25 protein-coding genes are annotated in these 19,943 nt (G+C 64.5%); 17 read left to right on the top strand and 8 right to left on the bottom strand.

Translation table 11 applies throughout. The features are described 5' to 3' along the window. Positions 1–139 precede the first annotated feature (139 nt). From BH683_RS09260 to BH683_RS09235, 6 genes are all read left to right on the top strand, one after another. Positions 140–1,405: an aspartate kinase gene (locus BH683_RS09260; protein WP_084835962.1), complete on the top strand. Its 1,266-nt coding sequence runs from the start codon at positions 140–142 to the stop codon at positions 1,403–1,405. Positions 1,406–1,407: 2 nt separating this feature from the next. Continuing rightward, entirely contained in the window at positions 1,408–2,433 is a 1,026-nt protein-coding gene (locus BH683_RS09255) for an aspartate-semialdehyde dehydrogenase (RefSeq protein ID WP_084835961.1), read from the top strand. A gap of 9 nt (positions 2,434–2,442) precedes the next feature. Further along, complete coding sequence (locus BH683_RS09250; RefSeq protein WP_084835960.1) at positions 2,443–3,381, top strand: serine/threonine dehydratase; 939 nt, start codon at positions 2,443–2,445, stop codon at positions 3,379–3,381. Between the two features lie 91 nt (positions 3,382–3,472). Then, a complete protein-coding gene (locus BH683_RS09245; protein WP_246833277.1) occupies positions 3,473–4,879 on the top strand; it encodes a hypothetical protein in 1,407 nt (468 codons plus the stop codon). A gap of 22 nt (positions 4,880–4,901) precedes the next feature. Further along, the gene (locus tag BH683_RS09240; RefSeq protein ID WP_246833276.1) at positions 4,902–5,420 is read left to right on the top strand and encodes an SRPBCC family protein; all 519 of its coding nucleotides are present in this window, start codon (positions 4,902–4,904) and stop codon (positions 5,418–5,420) included. A 57-nt stretch (positions 5,421–5,477) separates the two neighbouring features. Next, positions 5,478–6,215 (top strand): hypothetical protein, encoded by a 738-nt coding sequence (locus tag BH683_RS09235; protein ID WP_084835958.1) that lies wholly within the window; start codon positions 5,478–5,480, stop codon positions 6,213–6,215. 8 nt (positions 6,216–6,223) lie between these two features. Here BH683_RS09235 and BH683_RS09230 read toward each other — a convergent pair whose 3' ends face one another. Further along, the gene (locus tag BH683_RS09230; RefSeq protein WP_084835957.1) at positions 6,224–6,937 is read right to left on the bottom strand and encodes an FCD domain-containing protein; all 714 of its coding nucleotides are present in this window, start codon (positions 6,935–6,937) and stop codon (positions 6,224–6,226) included. Between the two features lie 125 nt (positions 6,938–7,062). Between BH683_RS09230 and BH683_RS09225 the strand changes: the two genes are divergently transcribed. Further along, positions 7,063–7,563 (top strand): gluconokinase, encoded by a 501-nt coding sequence (locus tag BH683_RS09225; protein ID WP_084836051.1) that lies wholly within the window; start codon positions 7,063–7,065, stop codon positions 7,561–7,563. Then, a complete protein-coding gene (locus tag BH683_RS09220) occupies positions 7,563–8,960 on the top strand; it encodes a gluconate:H+ symporter (RefSeq protein ID WP_084835956.1) in 1,398 nt (465 codons plus the stop codon). Before BH683_RS09225 ends, BH683_RS09220 begins: the two co-directional genes overlap by 1 nt. A 73-nt stretch (positions 8,961–9,033) precedes the next feature. Here the strand turns inward: BH683_RS09220 and BH683_RS09215 are convergent, their stop codons facing one another. Continuing rightward, positions 9,034–9,999: an SMP-30/gluconolactonase/LRE family protein gene (locus BH683_RS09215; protein ID WP_084835955.1), complete on the bottom strand. Its 966-nt coding sequence runs from the start codon at positions 9,997–9,999 to the stop codon at positions 9,034–9,036. 132 nt (positions 10,000–10,131) lie between these two features. On the opposite strand from BH683_RS09215, the gene BH683_RS09210 reads away from it, so the two are divergent. From BH683_RS09210 to crcB (BH683_RS09190), 5 genes are all read left to right on the top strand, one after another. Next, positions 10,132–10,572, top strand: a complete 441-nt coding sequence (locus BH683_RS09210; RefSeq protein ID WP_084835954.1) for a Fur family transcriptional regulator — start codon at positions 10,132–10,134, stop codon at positions 10,570–10,572. 84 nt (positions 10,573–10,656) lie between these two features. Continuing rightward, the gene (locus BH683_RS09205; RefSeq protein WP_084835953.1) at positions 10,657–12,111 is read left to right on the top strand and encodes a catalase; all 1,455 of its coding nucleotides are present in this window, start codon (positions 10,657–10,659) and stop codon (positions 12,109–12,111) included. Between the two features lie 57 nt (positions 12,112–12,168). Then, positions 12,169–12,642 (top strand): DNA starvation/stationary phase protection protein, encoded by a 474-nt coding sequence (locus BH683_RS09200; protein ID WP_084835952.1) that lies wholly within the window; start codon positions 12,169–12,171, stop codon positions 12,640–12,642. Between the two features lie 157 nt (positions 12,643–12,799). Next, a complete protein-coding gene (crcB, locus tag BH683_RS09195) occupies positions 12,800–13,282 on the top strand; it encodes a fluoride efflux transporter CrcB (RefSeq protein WP_084835951.1) in 483 nt (160 codons plus the stop codon). Beyond that, a complete protein-coding gene (crcB, locus tag BH683_RS09190; RefSeq protein WP_084835950.1) occupies positions 13,279–13,644 on the top strand; it encodes a fluoride efflux transporter CrcB in 366 nt (121 codons plus the stop codon). The genes crcB (BH683_RS09195) and crcB (BH683_RS09190) overlap by 4 nt, the downstream gene beginning before the upstream one ends. 12 nt (positions 13,645–13,656) lie before the next feature. On the opposite strand, the gene BH683_RS09185 is transcribed toward crcB (BH683_RS09190), so the two are convergent. Genes BH683_RS09185 through BH683_RS09175 form a run of 3 tightly spaced genes read right to left on the bottom strand, consistent with a single transcriptional unit; the run spans position 13,657 to position 15,775 of the window. Beyond that, the gene (locus tag BH683_RS09185) at positions 13,657–14,415 is read right to left on the bottom strand and encodes an AIM24 family protein (RefSeq protein WP_084835949.1); all 759 of its coding nucleotides are present in this window, start codon (positions 14,413–14,415) and stop codon (positions 13,657–13,659) included. Positions 14,416–14,423: 8 nt separating this feature from the next. Next, on the bottom strand, positions 14,424–15,146 hold the full coding sequence (locus BH683_RS09180; RefSeq protein WP_084835948.1) for an AIM24 family protein: 723 nt from the start codon (positions 15,144–15,146) through the stop codon (positions 14,424–14,426). A 5-nt stretch (positions 15,147–15,151) separates the two neighbouring features. After that, positions 15,152–15,775 carry an AIM24 family protein gene (locus tag BH683_RS09175; protein WP_084835947.1) on the bottom strand — a complete coding sequence of 208 codons (624 nt, stop codon included), beginning with the start codon at positions 15,773–15,775 and terminating at the stop codon, positions 15,152–15,154. A 163-nt stretch (positions 15,776–15,938) separates the two neighbouring features. Between BH683_RS09175 and BH683_RS09170 the strand changes: the two genes are divergently transcribed. Next, on the top strand, positions 15,939–16,412 hold the full coding sequence (locus tag BH683_RS09170; RefSeq protein ID WP_246833275.1) for a hypothetical protein: 474 nt from the start codon (positions 15,939–15,941) through the stop codon (positions 16,410–16,412). A 7-nt stretch (positions 16,413–16,419) separates the two neighbouring features. Here BH683_RS09170 and BH683_RS09165 read toward each other — a convergent pair whose 3' ends face one another. Further along, entirely contained in the window at positions 16,420–17,376 is a 957-nt protein-coding gene (locus BH683_RS09165; protein WP_084835946.1) for a helix-turn-helix domain-containing protein, read from the bottom strand. Between the two features lie 82 nt (positions 17,377–17,458). Between BH683_RS09165 and BH683_RS09160 the strand changes: the two genes are divergently transcribed. Next, a complete protein-coding gene (locus tag BH683_RS09160) occupies positions 17,459–17,668 on the top strand; it encodes a hypothetical protein (RefSeq protein WP_143696022.1) in 210 nt (69 codons plus the stop codon). Here the strand turns inward: BH683_RS09160 and BH683_RS09155 are convergent. Beyond that, a complete protein-coding gene (locus BH683_RS09155) occupies positions 17,646–18,311 on the bottom strand; it encodes a peptidase S1 family protein (RefSeq protein ID WP_084836049.1) in 666 nt (221 codons plus the stop codon). The genes BH683_RS09160 and BH683_RS09155 overlap by 23 nt on opposite strands. A 156-nt stretch (positions 18,312–18,467) precedes the next feature. Further along, positions 18,468–18,947 (bottom strand): bacterioferritin, encoded by a 480-nt coding sequence (gene bfr, locus BH683_RS09150; RefSeq protein WP_084835944.1) that lies wholly within the window; start codon positions 18,945–18,947, stop codon positions 18,468–18,470. 111 nt (positions 18,948–19,058) lie between these two features. On the opposite strand from bfr, the gene BH683_RS09145 reads away from it, so the two are divergent. Continuing rightward, entirely contained in the window at positions 19,059–19,712 is a 654-nt protein-coding gene (locus BH683_RS09145) for a fatty-acid--CoA ligase (RefSeq protein WP_246833274.1), read from the top strand. Between the two features lie 13 nt (positions 19,713–19,725). Next, positions 19,726–19,905, top strand: a complete 180-nt coding sequence (locus BH683_RS09140) for a (2Fe-2S)-binding protein (RefSeq protein WP_084835943.1) — start codon at positions 19,726–19,728, stop codon at positions 19,903–19,905. The last annotated feature ends 38 nt before the right edge of the window (positions 19,906–19,943 follow it).

Raw genomic sequence — 19,943 nt, 5'->3', positions numbered from 1 at the left:
ACATCTGACAGGACCGCGGACACCTCGGCGCGCGAAAAAATGCAGGTCGCTATCCTTGCACGGGGCGGACGACGGTACGTACCGTTGCCCGCTCGTCGATTTTCAAGAAGCTCGACACAAGCGAGAGAAGGGAAACTGCGTGGCTCTGGTCGTGCAGAAGTACGGTGGTTCGTCCGTAGGCGACGCCGAACGCATCCGCAGGGTGGCCGAGCGCATTGTCGCGACGCGCAAGGCGGGCAACGACGTGGTCGTCGTCGTCTCCGCGATGGGCGACACCACCGATGAACTCCTCGATTTGGCAGAGCAGGTGTGCCCCTCACCACCACCGCGCGAGATGGACATGCTCCTCACCTCGGGCGAGCGCATCTCCAACGCCCTGGTCGCGATGGCCATCAGTTCACTCGGGGCGCAGGCCCAGTCCTTCACCGGGTCGCAGGCGGGTGTGATCACCACCAGCAGCCACGGCAAGGCGAAGATCATCGACGTCACACCCGGGCGCGTGCGGTCCGCTCTCGACGAGGGCAAGATCGTGCTGGTCGCCGGGTTCCAGGGCGTCTCGCAGGACACCAAGGACGTCACCACCCTGGGTCGCGGCGGTTCCGACACCACCGCGGTTGCCCTGGCTGCGGCGCTCAAGGCGGACGTCTGCGAGATCTATACCGACGTCGACGGCATCTACACCGCCGATCCGCGCATCGTGCCGAACGCCAAGCACCTGGCAACGGTGTCGTTCGAGGAGATGCTCGAGATGGCCGCTTGCGGCGCCAAGGTGCTCATGCTTCGCTGCGTCGAATACGCCCGCCGCTACAACGTTCCTGTTCATGTGCGCTCGTCGTACTCAAACAAGCCGGGCACCATGGTGTCCGGATCGATGGAGGACATCCCCGTGGAAGAAGCCATCCTCACCGGAGTCGCCCACGACCGCAGCGAGGCCAAGGTCACGGTTGTCGGGCTCGACGACAAGCCGGGCTTCGCCGGTCGGGTGTTCCGCGCTGTCGCCGACGCAGAGATCAACATCGACATGGTGTTGCAGAACGTCTCCAAGGTCGAGACCGGTAAGACCGACATCACCTTCACCTGCCCGAAGGAGGTCGGTCCGCTGGCGGTCGAGAAGCTGACGTCGATCAAGGACGAGCTCGGTTTCAGCTCGATCCTCTATGACGACCACATCGGCAAGGTCTCGCTGGTGGGTGCCGGAATGAAGTCGCACCCGGGCGTCACCGCGACTTTCTGTGAGGCCCTCTCGAATGCCGGGGTCAACATCGAACTGATCTCCACCTCCGAGATCCGTATCTCGGTGCTGTGCCGTGACACCGAACTGGACGACGCTGTGCGCGCGCTGCACGACGCGTTCGACCTCGGTAGCGATGAAGAAGCCACTGTCTACGGCGGAACGGGGCGTTAGCCATGGGTGTGAAAGTAGGCGTTGTCGGCGCGACCGGTCAGGTCGGCGCCGTCATGCGACAGCTGTTGGAAGAGCGGAACTTTCCCGCTGACGAGATCCGGTTCTTCGCGTCGTCGCGCTCGGCGGGCAAGAAGTTGCCCTGGCGCGGTGGGGAAATCGTGGTCGAGGATGCATCGACCGCCGATCCCACCGGTCTCGATATCGCGCTGTTCTCCGCGGGCGCCACGATGTCCCGGGAACAGGCTCCACGATTCGCGGCAGCCGGTGTCACGGTGATCGACAACTCGTCGGCGTGGCGCAAGGATCCCGATGTGCCGCTGGTGGTCTCGGAGGTCAACGGCGAGGAGGCGAAGAATCCCAAGAAGGGCATCATCGCCAACCCCAACTGCACCACCATGGCTGCGATGCCGGTCCTCAAGCCGCTGCACGACGCTGCCGGTCTGCAGCGCCTGATCATCTCGTCCTACCAGGCGGTCTCCGGCAGCGGCCTGGCCGGCGTCGAAGAGCTGGTGACGCAGTTGCGCGCCGGTATCGACGACGCGGAGAAGCTGGTGCACGACGGTTCGGCCGTCACCCTGCCCGAGCCCGTGAAATACGTTGCGCCCATTGCGTTCAACGTGCTCCCGCTGGCGGGCGCGATCGTCGACGACGGCTCGGGTGAGACCGATGAAGATCAGAAATTGCGCAACGAGTCGCGCAAGATCCTCGGACTGCCCGACCTCCTGGTGAGCGGTACCTGCGTGCGGGTGCCGGTGTTCACCGGTCACTCACTGTCGATCAATGCCGAGTTCGAACGGCCGTTGTCGGTCGAGGAGGCCACGAAGATCCTGGGCGACGCCCCGGGTGTCACCGTGACCGAGGTCCCCACCCCGCTCGAGGCGGCAGGCAAGGACAACTCCCTGGTCGGGCGCATCCGGCAGGACCCGGGCGCTCCCGAGGGTCGCGGTCTGGCGTTGTTCGTCTCCGGCGACAATCTCCGTAAAGGCGCGGCGCTCAACACCATTCAGATCGCTGAGTTGCTGGTCTAGCTCGGCCCGTTGCCTGCCATCTCGCTCGAAGAGATCATTGCCGCGCGCGGCCGGATCGGTTCGCTGATCCGGCCCACGCCGGTCCTGAGGGCTGAGGTCCGGACGCCGTCCGGACCGGTCACGGTCGCTTTCAAGCTCGAGTATCTACAGCTCGGTGGATCGTTCAAGATCCGCGGCAGTCTGAACGCGATCCTGCACGCGCACGAAGGCGGTCGGTTCGCCGACGCCGGTGTTGTCATCGCCTCTGGCGGTAACGCCGCCATCGGTGCCGCGACGGCGTGCCGGATGCTCGATCTGCGGTGCACTGTCGTGGTGCCGACCACTGCTCCGGCGGTGAAGGTCGCGCGCCTGAACGCCCTCGGTGCCGACGTCCACCAGGTAGGTGACCGGTACGCGCTCAGTGCCGAAGCGGCTGCGGTGATGGCGGAACAGACCGGGGCACTGCAGCTTCACGCCTACGACCTCCCCGACATCGTGGCAGGAGCCGGGACGATCGGCCTCGAACTCCGCGAACAACTCGACGTACCGCTGGATGTCTTCGTGGCCGTCGGAGGCGGAGGTCTCGTCGGGGGTCTGACCGCGGCGCTGGCACCGGAACACACGGTCACCGGAGTGGAGCCGATCGGCGCCTCCGCGCTGCATCAGGCCCTGGCCGCCGGCAGGCCGGTGCCCGTGGACCTCGACAGCGTCGCCGCCGACTCCCTCGGGGCCACCCAATTGGGTGAGATCTGCTGGGACACCATCTCTGCCTTGCCGATTGGCAGTATCACCGTCACCGACGGCGAATTGATCGCGGCACGGAACCTGTTGTGGGACGAGTTCCGCATCGTCGTCGAGCACGGGACGGCGGCGGCGTTGGCGCCACTCCTGTCCGGTGCGGTGGAGCCTGATCCGGGCCGGCTGCCCTGCGTCATCCTCTGCGGCGCCAACACGTCCGTCACTCCCTGAAAACCGGCAAATAGCAGTCCGCCGAGGGTGAATAGCCCTCGGAGGCTCGTTATCTGTCAGTTTTCAGGGCGCATCGTGTTTGTATGTCTGGGTGACATGGGTCCGGGGGATTGTGGCAGGTCTGGCACTGGTGGCGTTGGTGGCGCCGGCGAGTCCGGTTTCGGCCGCACCCGTCGGCCCCGATGTGGGCCCGGCCGGGACCTCGTTGATCCACGGCGACCTGGCCTCCACCGATACAACACCGCACCCGGGACCCGGCGCGGGTGGAAAGCTCACCGCGTCGTCGTTGCCCGCAGGTGCCTGTGCGGCGACGTTCATCGGCAGCGATTCTCTGCCGGTTGCGTTGTGCACCGGCTACATCGGCGCTGATCCGGTGAATGTTGCGGTCCCCACCGTCCAGCTCTTCGACCCCGCGACCGCGCAACCGATTGCGTCGCTCCAGCTCACCAAAGGCGGATTGCTCGGCGGGGTCTACGGCTACCTCGACAACCGCGATCGGGTGGTCGTCGCTGACGGCTCCGGCTCGATCCTGAAGGTTGCGCATCGAAAGAACGTCGACAACCGCTGGCAGCTGTTCATCGACGAGCGCATCGACGTTCGCGCGCGCATCCCCGCCGGCGACGCGATCACCGGCCTCGCGCCGGACCATCAGGGGCGCATCTGGTTCGCGACGACCAACGGCGTGATCGGCACGGTCGACCCGGCCGGTGTCATCGGCTCGACGCACCTACCGGCAGGAGAGAAGCTGACGAACGGGCTGAGCGTCAGGCCCGGCGGCGTCTCGATTCTGACGAGTCGCGCGCTGTACGAGATGACGGCCGACGCGGACGGCACCCCCACGACGGTCTGGCGCCAGACCTACGACACCGGCGACTCCAGGCGCCCTGGTCAGCTGGCGCCCGGGTCAGGGACCACGCCTACCTACTTCGGCCCCGGCGGCGACGAGTGGGTCGCCATCGTGGACAACGCGGACCGGCCGAATCTCATCGTCTACCGCAGCGACGACGGTTCGCAGGTCTGCTCGACCCCGGCGTTCGGCACATCCGGGCAGGGCACCGAGAATTCTCCGATGGCGTGGGGGAACTCGATAGTCATCCCGAGCACGTACGGATTCGGGTATCCACCGTTCGCAACGTCGGGCCCGAGTGATCCGCCGGCCGCGGCGTTCACCGGCGGGATGACCCGCATCGATGTCTCGGAGACCGGTTGCCGGCGGATCTGGGAGAGCCAGGATCGTGTCGCGACCCTGCCCAAGTTGTCCCGCGCCGACGGCCTGATCTACGCCCTCGCGTACGGACCGTTGCCCCCGGGCGGAGGTATCCAACAGGCCGGCCCGGTGTACTTCACGGCAATCGACTTCGAGACCGGAGGACGCAAGGCGTTCACCCAGGTCGGCATTGCGCCGCTGGACGAGCCGCTGCAGCTCACCGGCACCATCGGTGCCAGCGGAGCTCTCTGGCAGGCCACCGTCGGGCGCATGCTGAAGATAACGCCGTAAGGCGTGCCGCTACCGTGCAGTCATGGCCATGGAACCGAGAAGAATGCAGGTATCGGACAGCATCGACATCGCCGCCACCGCGCAAGCGCTGTACTCGATGGTCAGTGATCCGACCCGGATGGGGGAGTGGAGTCCCGAGAACCTCGGCGCGACCGTCGTCAATCCAAGGCCCGATGGTGAGGCCTTCGTCGGGATGGTGTTCGAGGGCACGAACCGCCGAGGGCGGGCACGGTGGATCACCCGTTGCACGGTGACCGCCGCCGACCCCGCGGAGAGGTTCGCGTTCCGCGTGCACGCGATCGGACGTAAGGCGCCGAAGATCAACGGAGCCAACGCATCGTGGGAATACCGGTTCGAGGCGAACGATTCAGGCGGCACCGCGGTGACGGAAACCTGGTTCGACGACCGCCGCCGGTGGCCTCGCGTGGTCGTAGAGATCTTCGATCGCGTCGTCACATCGGGGAAGACCTTCCCCGAGTTCCAGGAGAAGAACATCGCGCGGACCTTGCAGGCTCTGAAGTCGGCTGCCGAAGCGTCCTGACAGCCCCGCGCACCGGCTGGGTGGGGCCGGGGCGGACCTAGTGCAACAATCGGGGGTGTGACGCAGGACCCAGAAGAGCAGCCGACCGATCCGCAGTCCGACCGCCCGAACCTCGAGAAGTCGAGCGCCGGGTCCTCGGACTCGATTCATGTGCCGCCAGATCTGTCTGGAATGCCGACCCTCGCCGAGCTCGACGCCCTCGACATGGCCGAGCTGGCCGCCGGGCGGAAGTCCAAGGACAAAGACCACGCCAATTTCGACGAGCCGGCCCCGCCGCCTGCGTCTTTGCATCACGCCTGGCTACTGTGGGTCGGCGCCGCAGTGGCCGCGCTCGTCAGCGTCGTCTACGGGTTCGCCAATCTCGGCGCGATCAGCGATCTGCTGAACGAGCGTCTACAGGTCGGTGTCGCGCAGGACCCCAACAATGCGGCCCCCGCCGATCGCATCGACTCCTTGTCCGGACTGTTCCCGCCCGCATTGCTGATCATCACACTCGTCCTGCTCGCGATCCAATACCCGCTTCTCGTAGCGACCTCTCGCCGTCGCAGTCGCGGCGCCAGGAACATCTACGTCACGATGGTCGTGGTGATGTTGCTCTGCATCCCGATGGGGATGGACCTGCTCTTCGATTACCCATCGGTGCCCGGCGCGCTCCGGATCGTCGGCTGGATCCAGTTCGCGCTGCTGCTGCTGTCGGCGTTGTTCACGTTGCGCCGCAGTGTCGATCGGTGGTTGCCGCCGTCGGAGCGGATGAAACCCAGCCATCTGATCAGGCCGGGTAATCGCCTCAAGTAGAGAACTGTTCAGTCGTTTCGAGTCGGGTCCTGTACCGCTGCAGCGGCTTCGACGATGATCTCTCTCATCGCGAGTTCGGCGGCCTCGGGGTCCCTGAGTCTGATCGCCCGCGCCACGTCGTCGTGTAACGCGATCGCCGCCGGGTTGGGGCGCGTCGGCATCATGCCGTGATGGGTCCGTCCGGCGAGCACCTCGCCCACCACGTCGCTGAGCGCGCGAAACATCTCGTTGCCGCTCGCCTCCAGCAGTGTGCGGTGAAAGATCTTGTCGGCCAGCAAATATTGCGTCAGGTCGCCGGAGCGTCCGTGCACGACCATGTCGGAGACCGCCGCCGCAAGAATGCGGCACTGGTGTTCGTCGGCGCGCTCCGCGGCCAAGGCGGCTGCGACGGGTTCGAATCCGCGACGTAGTTCCGAGAGGGTCAGCAGGAAGCCGGTCCGTTCGCCGGCGTCGAGCCGCCAGCGGATGAGCCGTGGATCGAAGACGTTCCAGCGGTCTCGTGCTTGCACCGTGATGCCGACGCGTCGACGCGAGGCGACCAGACCCATGGATTCGAGGACGCGGATCGCCTCTCGGGCGACCGTGCGTGAGACCCCGTACTCGACGCCGACGCTGTCGAGGGTCAGTACCGCACCGGCCGCGTGATCACCGGACACGATTCTGGTCCCGATTCCGGTCAGAACACTGCCATGGAGTTCGCCGACAGCCGCATCTGAAGCCATGACAAATATCCTCTCATTCCGGTGTGCTACGAGTAAACAGCTGCCTTATCAGTAGTGCGGGTTGCAAAAGTATGATCTTTGGAGCAATATGTGTGACCGGCAGCACAGACGGGCAAGGAGAAGTCATGGGATCACCACTGGTCGTGATGGGTGTGTCCGGTTCGGGTAAGTCGACGGTCGGTGCAGCGATTGCCCAACGTCTTCGGGTCCCCTTCGCGGATGCAGACGACTTCCATCCACCCGAGAACATCGCGAAGATGTCGTCGGGTCAGGCACTGGACGACACCGACCGGTATCCCTGGCTCGACACGATCGGGGAGTGGCTCGCCGGCCACCCCGACGGTGGCGTCATGAGTTGCTCGGCGCTCAAGCGCAAATATCGCGATCAACTGCGGGCTCACTGCCCCGATGTTCGTTTCGTTCACCTGGACGGAACTCACAGCGTCATCACCAAGCGGCAGGCCAGCAGGCCCGGACACTTCATGCCGCCGTCGCTGCTCGCCTCACAGTTCGAGACCCTCGAAGCGCTCGGCGACGACGAGCGCGGCGTGGTCATCGACATCGATCAATCCATCGACGACATCGTCGACGACTTCATCGCCACAACCACAACCGAGGAGAACTGATGTCCGCACAATCGGTGGTCTTGCTTGCCGCCGACGCTGAACTGCCCGAGCCGGTAGCCGCCGGCTGGCAGCTGATCGTGGCAGCGCTGGCCGGTATCGCGGTCATCGTCGTCCTCATCACGATCGCGAAAGTCCACCCGTTCCTGGCGCTGGTCTTCGGCGGTCTGACGGTGGGTGTGGTTGCCGGGGAGGCGATCCCGACTGTCCTGGAATCCTTCACCGACGGCTTCGGGTCCACGGCAGCGGGGGTCGGCATCCTGATCGCGCTGGGCGCGATGTTCGCCAAATTGCTCGCCGATTCCGGCGGCGCCGACGAGATCGTCGACACCATCGTCGGCCACGCCTCGCCGCGTATGTTGCCGTGGGCGATGGCCCTGGTGGGCGCCATCATCGGGTTGCCGATGTTCTTCGAGATCGGCCTCGTTCTCCTCATGCCGGTCATCTACCTGGTGGCCCGACGCTCGGGTCTGTCGCTGATCACCGTCGGTATCCCCGCCCTTGCCGGCCTGTCTGCCATGCATGGCTTCGTGCCGCCCCATCCGGGACCGCTGGTCGCGATCGACGCGCTCGGTGCGGACCTCGGCACAACACTCGCACTCGGTGTCGTGGTGGCTGTCCCGACGATCATCGTCGCCGGCCCACTCTTCGGGAAGCTCGCAGGCAAATGGGTTGTGCTTCCGGTGCCGACCACGTTCGATGCCGACCCCGCCGACGGCGTGACCACTAAACGACCGTCCTTCGCGATCACCCTCTTCAGCGTTCTGCTCCCGGTCGTGTTGATGCTGGGCAAGGCCATTGCCGAGATCTTCATCGAGAACGACGACCAGATCGTGCGTCAGATCCTCGACGTCTTGGGTACGCCTGTCATCGCCCTCCTGATCGCGGTGGTGGTCGCGATGTTCACGCTTGGCCGTGGGTCAGGGATGGACCGGGACACCATCGCGAAGTGCACCGGTGCAGCCCTCCCGGCCATAGCCGGGATCCTGCTCATCGTTGCTGCCGGTGGTGGCTTCAAGCAGGTGCTGGTCGACAGCGGAATCGGCACGCTCCTGGCGGACTGGGCGAGCGACGCGAACGTGTCGGTGCTCCTGCTCGGCTGGGTTCTCGCGGCCCTGATCCGGCTCGCGACCGGCTCGGCGACGATTGCGACGATCACCGCGTCCTCGCTGATGCTCGGACTGATCGACGGTCTCAGCAGCGGTGAGATCTCCCTGCTGGTGCTGGCGATCGGCGCCGGCTCGGTGTTCTTCTCCCACGTCAACGACGCCGGCTTCTGGCTGGTGAAGGAATACTTCGGTATGAGCGTCGGACAGACGATCAAGACCTGGTCGATCATGGAGACGGTGTTGTCCGTGAGCGGTCTGATCGTGGTGCTGTTGCTCGGGTTGGTGATCTAACCGGAAGACGCACTGCGCCACAGCGAAACGCGCCGGTTGCTACCGGCGCGTTTCGTGGTGGATAGCGCCTTGTTCAGGGGGCGGCGGTACGGGCGTTCGGATCGAAGCCGCCGGGGATCTCGTAGATGTCACCGTCGAACCCGGCCCGGAACAGCCGCCCGTCCGAGAAGCCTGCTCCGCCGCGGCCGTAGGTGACGACACTCGAGCCCGGGAGCCCGGAGGCCAACGCGCAGAACTGGTTCGGCCCGGTCACCCGCAGGATCTCGCCGCTGATGTCGGTGGGCACGATCGGACGGTCGCGGGAATCGAGCGTCAGGCCGTCGGCCGCTGCGATGACGTCGCCGCCACCGAATGTGACCAGGGACTGGGGCGCGCCGGGATTGCGGAGAGGAATGCGGCTCACGCCGGGATTGACGAAGGTACGCGAAACGTACAGGTAAGCATCGTCATTGCCGAGCACGGCGCCGTTGGCACTGGGCAGCCGCGCCCAATCTGCCTGGACGGCGCCGTTCGGGAACACCCTGCCGACCAGAGATCCGAAGTCGTTGGTGGCGAAGGTGACCCCGTTGGCCGCGACCGCCAGGCCGTTCGCGGCGCTGAGTCCGCCGGCGAATGGTGTCAGGCGCCCGGTCGCCGGAGTGAACTTCGCGATCGATGCCGCGCGTAGGGCATCGCCGACCAGTACGCGGGGATCCGCCCCGTAGCCGACCAGGAGCGTTCCGTCCGGGGTCCAGGCCAGGGCGCCTCCGCCGTTGCCGCCGGGGACGGTTGCGACCGGCACGGCTCTGGCTCCAGGGCGGTCGACCCGATAGAGGCGACCGGTGACGATGTCGGTTGTGTAGAGCCTGCCCGCCGGATCGACCGTCACGCCTTCGAGGGCGGCTCCGGGGATGCGGGCGACCAACACGGGGGCCTGCCCGGCACCGGGGCAGATGCCCGCGGCACTCGCCGCCGGGATGCTCACCAAGGACACGGTGACCGCGACCAGCGCGCTGACCACTGCGAGACGAAGAACCGATCGCACATTTGACTTCGACATGGTTGCCTCCCGGGCTGGGCTGAGAGTTCAAGACTAGGTGAGGGCGGTCACGGACGGCCTACCTGTCGGGTTTGTCGCGATTCGGAAACCCCTTTTCTGGACTGATTCCAGATAAGCGCGTAGGGTGGTGTCATGGCAACGGAACATGAACACCACGACGTGCGGCAGCAGCTGCGCGACGTGGGCCTTCGTGTGACGGCGCCGAGGGTGGCGGTGCTCGATGTACTGGAACGCCATCCGCACTCGACCGCCGATTTCGTGGCCGATCAGGTTCGCGGCCGACTGGGCGGCGTATCGACGCAGACGGTGTACGACGTCTTACGGGTGTCCTCCGAGCGCGGGCTCCTGAGGCGTATCGAACCCGCCGGGTCGCCGGTCCGGTATGAGAGAAGAACCGGCGACAATCACCACCACGTTGTCTGTCGCAACTGCGGTGTGATCCGGGATGTCGACTGCGCCACGGGGGTGGCTCCCTGCCTGGCCCCGGACGTCGACCACGGTTTCGTCATCGACGAGGCAGAGGTGACGTACTGGGGACTGTGCCCGGTCTGTCACGCGGCCGGCGCGCACTGACTCTGCCAACACACGCTTTTCCGCTCGCAACATCACTTGTGCGGCGAACACTCTTTTCGTCGTACTCGAAACAGGAGGCAAGCAATGACCCCGACAACGACCACCAATTCCGGAATTCCCGTCGCGAGCGACAATGAGTCGTTGACCGCAGGAACCCAGGGCCCGATCCTCCTGCATGACCACTACCTGATCGAGAAGCTCGCCCAGTTCAACCGCGAGCGAGTGCCTGAGCGGGTCGTCCACGCCAAAGGTGGTGGCGCCTATGGTGAATTGACGATCACAGGCGACGTCTCCAAGTACACGAAAGCCAAGTTCCTGCAGCCGGGCAAGACCACGGAGTCGCTGGTGCGGTTCTCTACGGTCGCCGGCGAACAGGGCAGCCCTGACACCTGGCGCGATCCCCGCGGTTTCTCGATGAAGTTCTACACCGAGGACGGCAACTACGACCTCGTCGGAAACAACACGCCGATCTTCTTCATCAAGGACCCCATCAAGTTCCCAGACTTCATCCGGAGTCAAAAGCGGCTTCCCGGTTCAGGTTTGCGTGACCACAACATGCAGTGGGATTTCTGGACCCTGCGTCCGGAGACGGCACATCAGGTGACCTGGCTGATGGGGGATCGCGGCATACCCAAGAGCTGGCGACACATGGACGGGTTCGGTTCGCACACCTACCAGTGGGTGAACGAAGCGGGAGAACGGTTCTGGGTGAAGTATCACTTCAAGACGGACCAGGGCATCGAGTTCCTCACCCAGGCGAAGGCCGACGAGCTGGCAGGCACCGACCCGGATTACCACCGCCAGGATCTCTACGAGGCGATCGAGCGGGGCGAGTTCCCCACCTGGACCTTGAAGATCCAGGTCATGCCCGTCGATGAGGCGGAAGGGTATCGGTTCAATCCCTTTGACCTTACCAAGGTCTGGTCGCAGCAGGACTATCCGCTGATCGAGGTCGGCAAGTGGACGCTGAACCGCAACCCGGCCAACTTCTTCTCCGAGATCGAACTCGCTGCGTTCGAACCATCGAACGTGGTTCCCGGCATCGGGTTCTCGCCCGACAAGATGCTGCTCGGACGTGTCTTCAGCTATGCGGATGCGCATCGCTACCGGATCGGCGCCAACTATTCGCACCTCCCGGTGAATTCAGCCAAAGCGGCCGTCGTCAACACCTATTCCAAGGAAGGTGCGATGGCGTACAACTTCAGCGCACCCGACGTGCCTGTGTACGCGCCGAACTCCTTCGGTGGACCGCATGCGGACCCGAACGCCGCCGGCGATGAAGGGGTGTGGGAGTTCGACGGGCAGGCGGCCCGGGCCGGCTATATCGACCATCCCGAAGACGGCGACTTCACGCAGGCCGGCACCCTGTACCGCGAGGTGCTCGACGATGACGCGCGAGAACGGTTGGTGGGCAACATCGTCGGACACGTTTTGGGCGGCGTCACAGAACCGGTCCTGTCCAGGGTTTTCGAGTACTGGAGCAATGTCGACCCGGAACTGGGCAAGAAGGTCGAAGAGGGTGTACGTGCCGGGGCATGAATCAGCGCACGGCAGCGCCCGAACCGTACAAGCAACACCGCAAGGAAAGGATCAATCATGACAAACCCCATCACCAGCACATTGAACAATGACCAGCAGGGTGTCGCCGGAAAGGCGTTGCAGGACACAGTTGTCGATCTGATCGACCTGTCTCTCATCGCCAAGCAGGCGCACTGGAACGTGGTCGGTCAGCAGTTCCGGTCGGTCCACCTCGAACTCGACGAGCTCGTCACCGCGGCACGTGATTTCACCGACGCCGCAGCAGAGCGGGCCACCGCGATCGGAGTGAGTCCCGACGGCCGCTCCGAGACGGTGGCAAAGACCGCAGGCACCAAGGGTTTCGGTGCGGGCTGGACCAAGGATGTCGACGTGGTGACGGCCATCGTCGCCAATATCAAGACCGTGGTCGACGGATTGCGCCGGCGCATCGAGGTGACCGAGAAGGCCGATCCTGTCACGCAAGATCTGTTGATCTCGATCGCTGCACGCCTGGAGCAGCTGCATTGGATGTGGCAGGCACAGGTCGCATGACCTGACCTCGAAGACCGACAGGTGTCATCCCCCCGTGATGCCTGTTGTCGAGAGCCCCCTGGCGGCCCAGCCCGATGGCCGCAGGGGGCTTTCGTGTATCCGTGTGCGGTTGGTCGACTCGTGTGCACGGTGAGGCCTGGCGACGTACATTCTTGTCGTGGTAAATCCGCAGGACTCACATCCCGAGTTGCCCTCGGACCCGGACACCGGACCCACCCGGCCCCTGCACCTGCGACCGGGTGCACTGACGTGGATCTTCGCCGGAGGCGTGGTCGGTACCAGCGCTCGGTACCTGCTCGAGAAGGCATACCCCTTTCACGCTCCCGAGTGGCCGTGGGCGACGTTTGTGATCAACCTGATCGGTGCTTTCATGCTGGGGGTCGCCCTGGAAGCACTGGCCCGCCTCGGTGATGACACCGGATGGCGTCAGCGGGCCCGCTTGCTGTTCGGAACCGGATTCTGCGGCACCTTCACCACCTACAGTGCGTTCGCGCTGGAGACGTCGTTGATTCTTCGTGAAGGAGATGTCGCGACTGCGGCGGGTTATACGGTCGCAACAGTGGTCGCGGGCGCGCTGCTGGCCTGGGCGGGTATCGCGGTGGCCGCGGCCATCCATACGCGAGCGGCGGCAGACCGGTGATCGTCTGGGTGGCGCTGGCAGGTGCGTTCGGTGCGGTCGTGCGTTTCGTGATCGATTCCGAGTGCAAGCGGCGCCTGCCGTCGCCGTTCCCATGGGGCACCGCGATCATCAACGTCACCGGATCCCTGATCATCGGCCTCATCGCGGGGATCGTCATCTTCCACGCCGGCGCGTCAGAGTTACAGGCCATCGTCGGCACCGGATTCTGCGGCGGCTACACCACTTTCAGCACGGCCAGTTTCGAGACGGTGCGTCTGACCCAGCAGGGTCGCTCAGGGCTGGCGGTGGGCTATGCCGCCGGATCCCTGATGATTTCCGTGGCCGCCTGCGCCGCGGGCCTGGCGCTGGTCTACGCCGTGTGAGCAACGACTGCGTCAGTAGGCCTGCTGCTGGCCCATCTGCTGCTGAATCCGTTGATTCAGACGCTGCAGACCCATCGTGGACAGTCCCGGGATCTGGCTCTCCAACGTGCGCACCAGGTTGTGATCGTTGATGACCTTCTCGCTGGACTGGATCAAGACCGTGCCCGAGCCGGTGAAGTCGAATTGCTGTTCCTCACCACTCGCGGCCCCCATCATCGCAGCGCCCGCTGCCATGAAGCCTGTGATCCAGCTCTGGTCGTAGTGGTGGCTGGGTGAGGGGCAATCGGCCCATCCGACAAGGGCTTCGGGATCCACGCGCAGCGGGGGTTCGGCGAACATGACCGGACCGTTCGACGAGGCGAGAAACTTACCGGTGCCGATGAGCGTCAGGTAGCCGGGCACGATCGATTGATTGAGCTGCAGTCCTGGTTCGAAGGCGAGGAGATTGGCCGCCCGCACCGTCAGATTGCCGTCCTCGAGGTCGTAGGAGTTGATGTCGTAGCCACGGTCGCCGATGATCAGGGTGCCCTGACCCTGGGCGATGATGTAGTCGCCCATGTACAAGGGGGCGCTGATCGTACCTGCCAGCTGCTGCATCATCGCCGTCTGCATGCCTTGGATCAGCGCTTGGAACTGCATCTGTCCGTAGTACGCGATCATCGCGCCCTTGGACATGATCCACGGCTTGGTCAGCTGCATGTAGTAGGCGTAGGTGTTGCCGGGGATGTTGTCGTCGCCCTGCAACATGGACGGGTTCAAGATGTCGCTCATGGCTTTCCCTACAGCTTCTCTTCGGAGGCTTGCACGAATACGGTTCCCTGGCCTTGGCATTGCAGTTGCATAGCTTCTCCGGCGCCGCGGCCGACAGCGTCACGCCAGCCCGCCGTCGACTTCAACTGGGTTTGCACGTTGCCGAACGTGCCGACGAAGGCCTGTGGGTCGACGATCACCGGGTACTGCCCGCCGACCTGGATCTCGAGCACTTCACCATGCGCGAGGAGCACCACCGACCCCGTGCCCTGCAGTTGGGTGGTGAACATGCCGTCGCCGGTGAGGGCGCCGGTCGCCGCGCCCCGCAGGGCCCCCATCAGGCCGCCGCCGCGACCGCCGCCTCCGCCGCCACCCTGCGACGTCATCGAGACGATCGAGGCCTGCAGCCCGGCGGTGTACCCGAGGGTTCGCGAGGCGTCGGCGGTGACTTGTCCGCCCTGTGGCATGTCGATGACATGCACTGCGAGACCGGCGAATCCGTAGTGGACCTCACCGTTGCCCTGCGCCAGCATGGTGGCCTCGTGCTCGCCGCGCATCATGCGTCCGGCCATGCCGGCGATCGCCCCCATGCCGCCCATCCCCGGCATGCCTCCGCCGCCACCCGGTACCTGATGGGGCGAGAAATGGACCTGCCCGGTGTAGAAAAGCATCGCACCCTTGCGTGCGACCACACCGCCCGCTTGTCCGACGTTGACCTTCACGACCTTTGAGTTGATCTTCTGGAATACCATGCCATTCACCGTTCCGCCGGTTGGATCGACACGACGCCCTGGCCCTGCCAGCGCAGAGAAAATGCCTCGCCGCCGTCCTGCCCGATCATCGAACGCCAGCTGACGTCAGTCACAAATGATTGCTGCAGTTGGCCTTTCGCAGAAACGAAGGCGTCCGGATCCACGACGAGGGGAAGGTTGGGGTTGACCTCGAGGTGGATCAGCGGCCCGCCCGCCGACAAGAGGGCGACCTGACCCGTTCCGGTCACGGTGGTGGTGAAAAGACCCTGTCCGCTGGACATTCCGCCCAGTCCGGAGAACTGGACATTCGTTTGCAGATTGCCTGCCATCGCGAGCAGCTGCCGCGATTCCACCTGGATGGTCTCGTTGTTCAGTTGCAGCACAGTCGTGTACTGCGCCTGGATGGCCAGGTGCACGATCCCGTTGCCGGTGCACTCCATCAGTTTGAGCGACTCGCCCGTGGCCTTCTGTTTCAGGCCGGCCACCAGGCCGGAGCCGCCGCCGAATCCGGCCGACTTGAACTCCACCTGACCCTGGTAGGAAACCATCGATCCGCTCACGGCCTTGATCGAGGAGTTGTTGAGCCGCGCCTCCACGATGCGCTTGGTCAATCCTAGTAACTCGGCCATGTCACCGATTCCCCTTCAGAGGTGATCCCTCGCGTCTGCGATACCGGAGTAATCGTAGGCACCCCAGGCCATGGAGAACAGCTCAATAGACAGTTCAAATGACTGCACCCGCGGGGCGAAGGGGAGGGAGCTCGACCGTCGTGACAGCTGTAACGTGTTACAGGTGGATGATGTCGCGTGGGGTGGAGTCGGTGCCGGGATCTTTGTATTCGCGCTGGTGGTCGGGGTCGGTCTGTACGTCCGGTACCGACAGCAGGAGGCGACCCGCCTCGACCGAGACGTCGATCTTGCGGGCAAACTGCGGGCGATCGCAGCTGATGACCCGGTACGCGGCGCGGCTGTGGACGAGTTCGAGACCGCCATCTACGAGCGTCTGTTCTACGTTTCCACGGTCGGCCCGCGGGCCAGGGGTGCGGCGTGGGCACTGCTGGGAGCCGTTCTCGGCGCATTCGGATCGCTCTGGGTGGCTGACGGTTCGGCGATTGTCCAGAAGTCTGTCCATTACGGTTTCGCCGCGCTGGCAATCGGTTTCGCCCTGACGTTCCTGGTGTTCCTGGCGCTGACGATCTACGCGGCCACCAGCTTGCCGAGGATCTCGTTCGAGGATTCCTACCAGGCCGAGTCCGACGCCGACTGATCTGGCCTCAACTGGCCGCGGTGCCGAACCGGGTGCGGAAGGCGGTCGGTGTGATGCCGACGATTGCCGCGAAGTGATGGCGCAATAGGGTCGCCGAACTGAAGCCGACCTGGCGGGCGACCTCTTCGATCCCGAGATCGGTGGTCTCGAGCAGACTTTGAGCGGCGAGTACACGCTGCTCGGTCAGCCAGCGCAGGGGACTGGTGCCCACCTCGTCGGCGAACCGGCGCGCAAACGTCCGGGCCGACATGTGCGCCCGGGTCGCCAGGTCCGCGATGGCGATGTCGGCGCTCAGGTTCTGCAGCATCCAGCCGAGCACCTCGCCGAAACCATCCGTGTCACACACGGGGACGGGCGCTTTTACGAATTGACGTTGGCCGCCCTCGCGCTGCGGGGGTACGACCATCCGGCGGGCGATCTTGTTCGCGATGGTGGGTCCGTGTTCTTTCCGGACCAGGTGCAGGCTGGCATCGATCCCCGCGGCAGTGCCTGCGCTGGTGATGATGTTGCCCTCTTCCACGTAGAGGACGTCGGTGTTGACCTGCACGTGGGGGAACAGCTCGGACATCTCTTTGCCGTATCGCCAGTGGGTGCTGGCCGACAGGCCGTCGAGCAGACCGGCTGCGGCGACCACGAAGGACCCGGTGCACACCGACAGGATGTACGCCCCTCTTGCATCGGCGGCCCGCAAGACGTCGAGCACCTCTTCGTTGAAGTCGGAGCGCACCTGGCCGGCGGGGATGGCGATGAGGTCGGCGTCGGCGCACGCGTCGAGTCCGTACTGGGGGATCACCTGGGCGCCGGTGGTGAAGTTCAGTGGCGTACCCGGATTGATGCCGCAGACCCGGAAATCGAAGCGCGGCACTCCTTCGTCTGTCCGGTCCACACCGAACACCTCGCAGACGACGCCGTACTCGAAGGCGGCGACCGGTTCTTGCAGGATGACGGCGACGGATCGGAGCATGCAGCCATTATGGCAGAAAATTTGTGGAGACTGTCAAAATGGCCAGTGGTGGCAAGAAATGTTCGCAAGCACAATTTCAGACATGGAATTCTTGTACGTTTTGATCCCAGCATTCATCGGCGTCTTCATGGTGTTCAAGGAGAACGCAAAGAAAACCGCCCACCTGCCGCGAGCTCCCTTCGGCGCCGACGCGGAGTACGGGCTCGAGGAGTGGCGGAGGTGGGCGGAAATCGAAGAACAGGACCGTCGGCGGAAGGCCGAGATGTCGGTCAGGCGACCCGGAACTCCGTGACGCCGTGGCGCTTCATGTCGTCGAGGATCGGCTTGATGTTCGTGCCGGTCTCCGGTCCGATGCAGCCGATGAAGTAGTAGGCGTTGACCATCCCGATGAGCCTGTCGCCGACCACGACCGGGCTGCCCGAGTCACCTTCGACGACACAGATCTGGCTGTAGTGCGCGAAACCGTCAGAGAACCAGGTGATGCCGCAAGTGTTGGCGGTGGTGCGTCCTTCTTTGCAGCTGATCTCGGGGAACTGCGGCGCCTGCGTACGGAGGCTGCGAATCGTCACCCCACCGATCTTCTGGACCGGGTTGACCTTGTTCGCGTCGAATCGGATGATCGCGTAGTCGAGATCGGCGTTCTTGTAGGTGACCTCACCGACGGGGCCCGCACTCTGGGCCGCCTCCGCGAAGACCTTGGTGCCGGCGGGGCCGCAGTGACCGGCGGTCAGTCCGACGAGTGCGTTGTCTTGGTCGCGACCGATCGTCGTGAGGGTGCACGCCGAGGCTTGTCCGTTGCGTTCCGGCAAGAGAATTCCGGATCCACCGCCGAGGTTGACCTTCGCGGGCGCGGCCGATGCGGTGGACACCCCCAGGGCGGTCAGTGCCAGAACAGCGCACAGAGCAGCAAAGAAGGTGCCGGTCTTCTTGATCATCAATTCCTCACGGTGGAACTTTGGTGTTGACATGAGGAACCTACCAGGTAGAGGGCGCGCAACGGTCATCGTCGGAGCCGCGCACAACAGCTCCGACGAATGACCTCACGGCCTACTGGTGCATCGGTATTTCTCGTGCTGAGAACGCTTTTCGGATCAGGCCGGCGGACGGCTGACGCACTGGGCGAGATACAGGTTTTCGCCCAAGGTCGTCATCAGCTGAAGCTGTGTCTGCAGGTAGTCGACGTGCTCTTCCTCATCGGCCAGGATCTTCTCGAGCAAGTTGGCGCTCGTGGTGTCCTGCTTCTCGCGGCACATCACGATGCCGGGTTTGAGGCGGGCGACCACATCGATCTCGATCTGCAGATCGCTCTCGAACTGTTCGCGCAGCGTTTGCCCGACCTTCAGCGAGAACAGCCGCTGATAATTGGGCAGTCCGTCGAGAAGCAGGATGCGATCGGTGATCGCCTCCGCGTGGTTCATCTCCTCGAAGGACTCTGCGCGGGTGTGCGCCGCAACTTCGGTGAAGCCCCAGCTGTCCTGCATCTTGGAGTGCAGAAAATACTGATTGATCGCCGTCAATTCACTGGTCAACTGCTCATTGAGCAGCTTGAGAACTTCCGGATCGCCTTGCATGGTTTCTCCTCACGTCAATGACACCTGACGTCTCTCATCGGGAGGGCTGTTCCTGATGGGGCTGTGGACATCACGTGTGAAAGCAATTTATCTCGGTACGATGCAGTTCGGGTGACATCCACCGGCACCGACGAGCAGGGATTGAAATTGTCCGAGCATTCGCGCATCCTGGCCTCTGATTTTTCCCTGCCCAGCGGTGAGGGAATCGTCGAGCGACTGTCCGAGAACAACGACTCACTTGCTCGGCTCGGCGCCCGGCATCTGGTGGTCTACCGCGGCCTGGACGACCCTCGGCGGGTGTTCGCGACGCTCGGACTGCATGATCGCGGCTCGATCGAGAAGCTCGTTCGTAATCCGGCGGTGTTCGATTGGTTCGACGCGGCGGGTGTGGAAGAGATTCCCCCGCTGTTCGCCGGCGAGGTGGTGGAGAAGATCGATCTGGCCTCGGCGGAGTCCGATCACTCGGGCATTCTCGTCGCGGCGATCGCTCCGGTGGCGAGCGTGCCCGCCCTGGTCGGTGCGGTGCGGAAGAGTCTGCGGAGGTTCATCTCCGCCGGCGTCCGCCGGGTCTGGATCTACCAGGCGCTCGACGACCGCCAAGAAGTGATGATCTTGCAAGAACTCGACACCGAGGAGAACGCGGTCGCGTGGGTGGAGCATCCCGACGCCGCCGCCGAGTGGATGTCGGGGGCCGGTGTCGGGGTGTATCCGCCGTTGTTCGTAGGAAAGCTACAGCGGATCCTGGACCTGCAGCCGCAGACCTAGTCCGGGACCCCTCATGTACGTCTGTCTGTGTCAAGGAGTCACCAGTCACGTCGTCGAACAGACGGTGGCAGATGGTGCCCGGACCTCGAAGGAGGTCGCCAACGCGTGTGGCGCGGGGGCGGACTGCGGACGGTGCCGCAAGACGGTCCGGGCCATCATCGAGGCCCACTTCGCAAACAGCTCCACCGGTTGACGCCGACCGGAGGTGACGTAGCGGCTGCGCCACACTAC

The organism is Williamsia sp. 1138 (genome assembly GCF_002095435.2).
In the GTDB taxonomy this organism is placed as follows: Bacteria; Actinomycetota; Actinomycetes; order Mycobacteriales; family Mycobacteriaceae; genus Williamsia.
The sequence above is the reverse complement of the archived record's forward strand: the minus strand, read 5'-3'. Positions and strand labels throughout refer to the sequence as shown.

What these genes read in the sequence shown, in the direction of transcription:
- BH683_RS09255 (WP_084835961.1), top strand. Translation starts at nt 1,408, where the DNA reads ATGGGTGTGAAAGTAGGCGTTGTCGGCGCGACCGGTCAGGTCGGCGCC.
- BH683_RS09240 (WP_246833276.1), top strand. Translation starts at nt 4,902, where the DNA reads ATGGCCATGGAACCGAGAAGAATGCAGGTATCGGACAGCATCGACATC.
- BH683_RS09230 (WP_084835957.1), bottom strand. Translation starts at nt 6,937, where the DNA reads ATGGCTTCAGATGCGGCTGTCGGCGAACTCCATGGCAGTGTTCTGACC.
- BH683_RS09225 (WP_084836051.1), top strand. Translation starts at nt 7,063, where the DNA reads ATGGGATCACCACTGGTCGTGATGGGTGTGTCCGGTTCGGGTAAGTCG.
- BH683_RS09220 (WP_084835956.1), top strand. Translation starts at nt 7,563, where the DNA reads ATGTCCGCACAATCGGTGGTCTTGCTTGCCGCCGACGCTGAACTGCCC.
- BH683_RS09215 (WP_084835955.1), bottom strand. Translation starts at nt 9,999, where the DNA reads ATGTCGAAGTCAAATGTGCGATCGGTTCTTCGTCTCGCAGTGGTCAGC.
- BH683_RS09210 (WP_084835954.1), top strand. Translation starts at nt 10,132, where the DNA reads ATGGCAACGGAACATGAACACCACGACGTGCGGCAGCAGCTGCGCGAC.
- BH683_RS09205 (WP_084835953.1), top strand. Translation starts at nt 10,657, where the DNA reads ATGACCCCGACAACGACCACCAATTCCGGAATTCCCGTCGCGAGCGAC.
- BH683_RS09200 (WP_084835952.1), top strand. Translation starts at nt 12,169, where the DNA reads ATGACAAACCCCATCACCAGCACATTGAACAATGACCAGCAGGGTGTC.
- BH683_RS09185 (WP_084835949.1), bottom strand. Translation starts at nt 14,415, where the DNA reads ATGAGCGACATCTTGAACCCGTCCATGTTGCAGGGCGACGACAACATC.
- BH683_RS09180 (WP_084835948.1), bottom strand. Translation starts at nt 15,146, where the DNA reads ATGGTATTCCAGAAGATCAACTCAAAGGTCGTGAAGGTCAACGTCGGA.
- BH683_RS09175 (WP_084835947.1), bottom strand. Translation starts at nt 15,775, where the DNA reads ATGGCCGAGTTACTAGGATTGACCAAGCGCATCGTGGAGGCGCGGCTC.
- BH683_RS09165 (WP_084835946.1), bottom strand. Translation starts at nt 17,376, where the DNA reads ATGCTCCGATCCGTCGCCGTCATCCTGCAAGAACCGGTCGCCGCCTTC.
- BH683_RS09160 (WP_143696022.1), top strand. Translation starts at nt 17,459, where the DNA reads ATGGAATTCTTGTACGTTTTGATCCCAGCATTCATCGGCGTCTTCATG.
- BH683_RS09155 (WP_084836049.1), bottom strand. Translation starts at nt 18,311, where the DNA reads ATGATCAAGAAGACCGGCACCTTCTTTGCTGCTCTGTGCGCTGTTCTG.
- bfr (WP_084835944.1), bottom strand. Translation starts at nt 18,947, where the DNA reads ATGCAAGGCGATCCGGAAGTTCTCAAGCTGCTCAATGAGCAGTTGACC.
- BH683_RS09140 (WP_084835943.1), top strand. Translation starts at nt 19,726, where the DNA reads ATGTACGTCTGTCTGTGTCAAGGAGTCACCAGTCACGTCGTCGAACAG.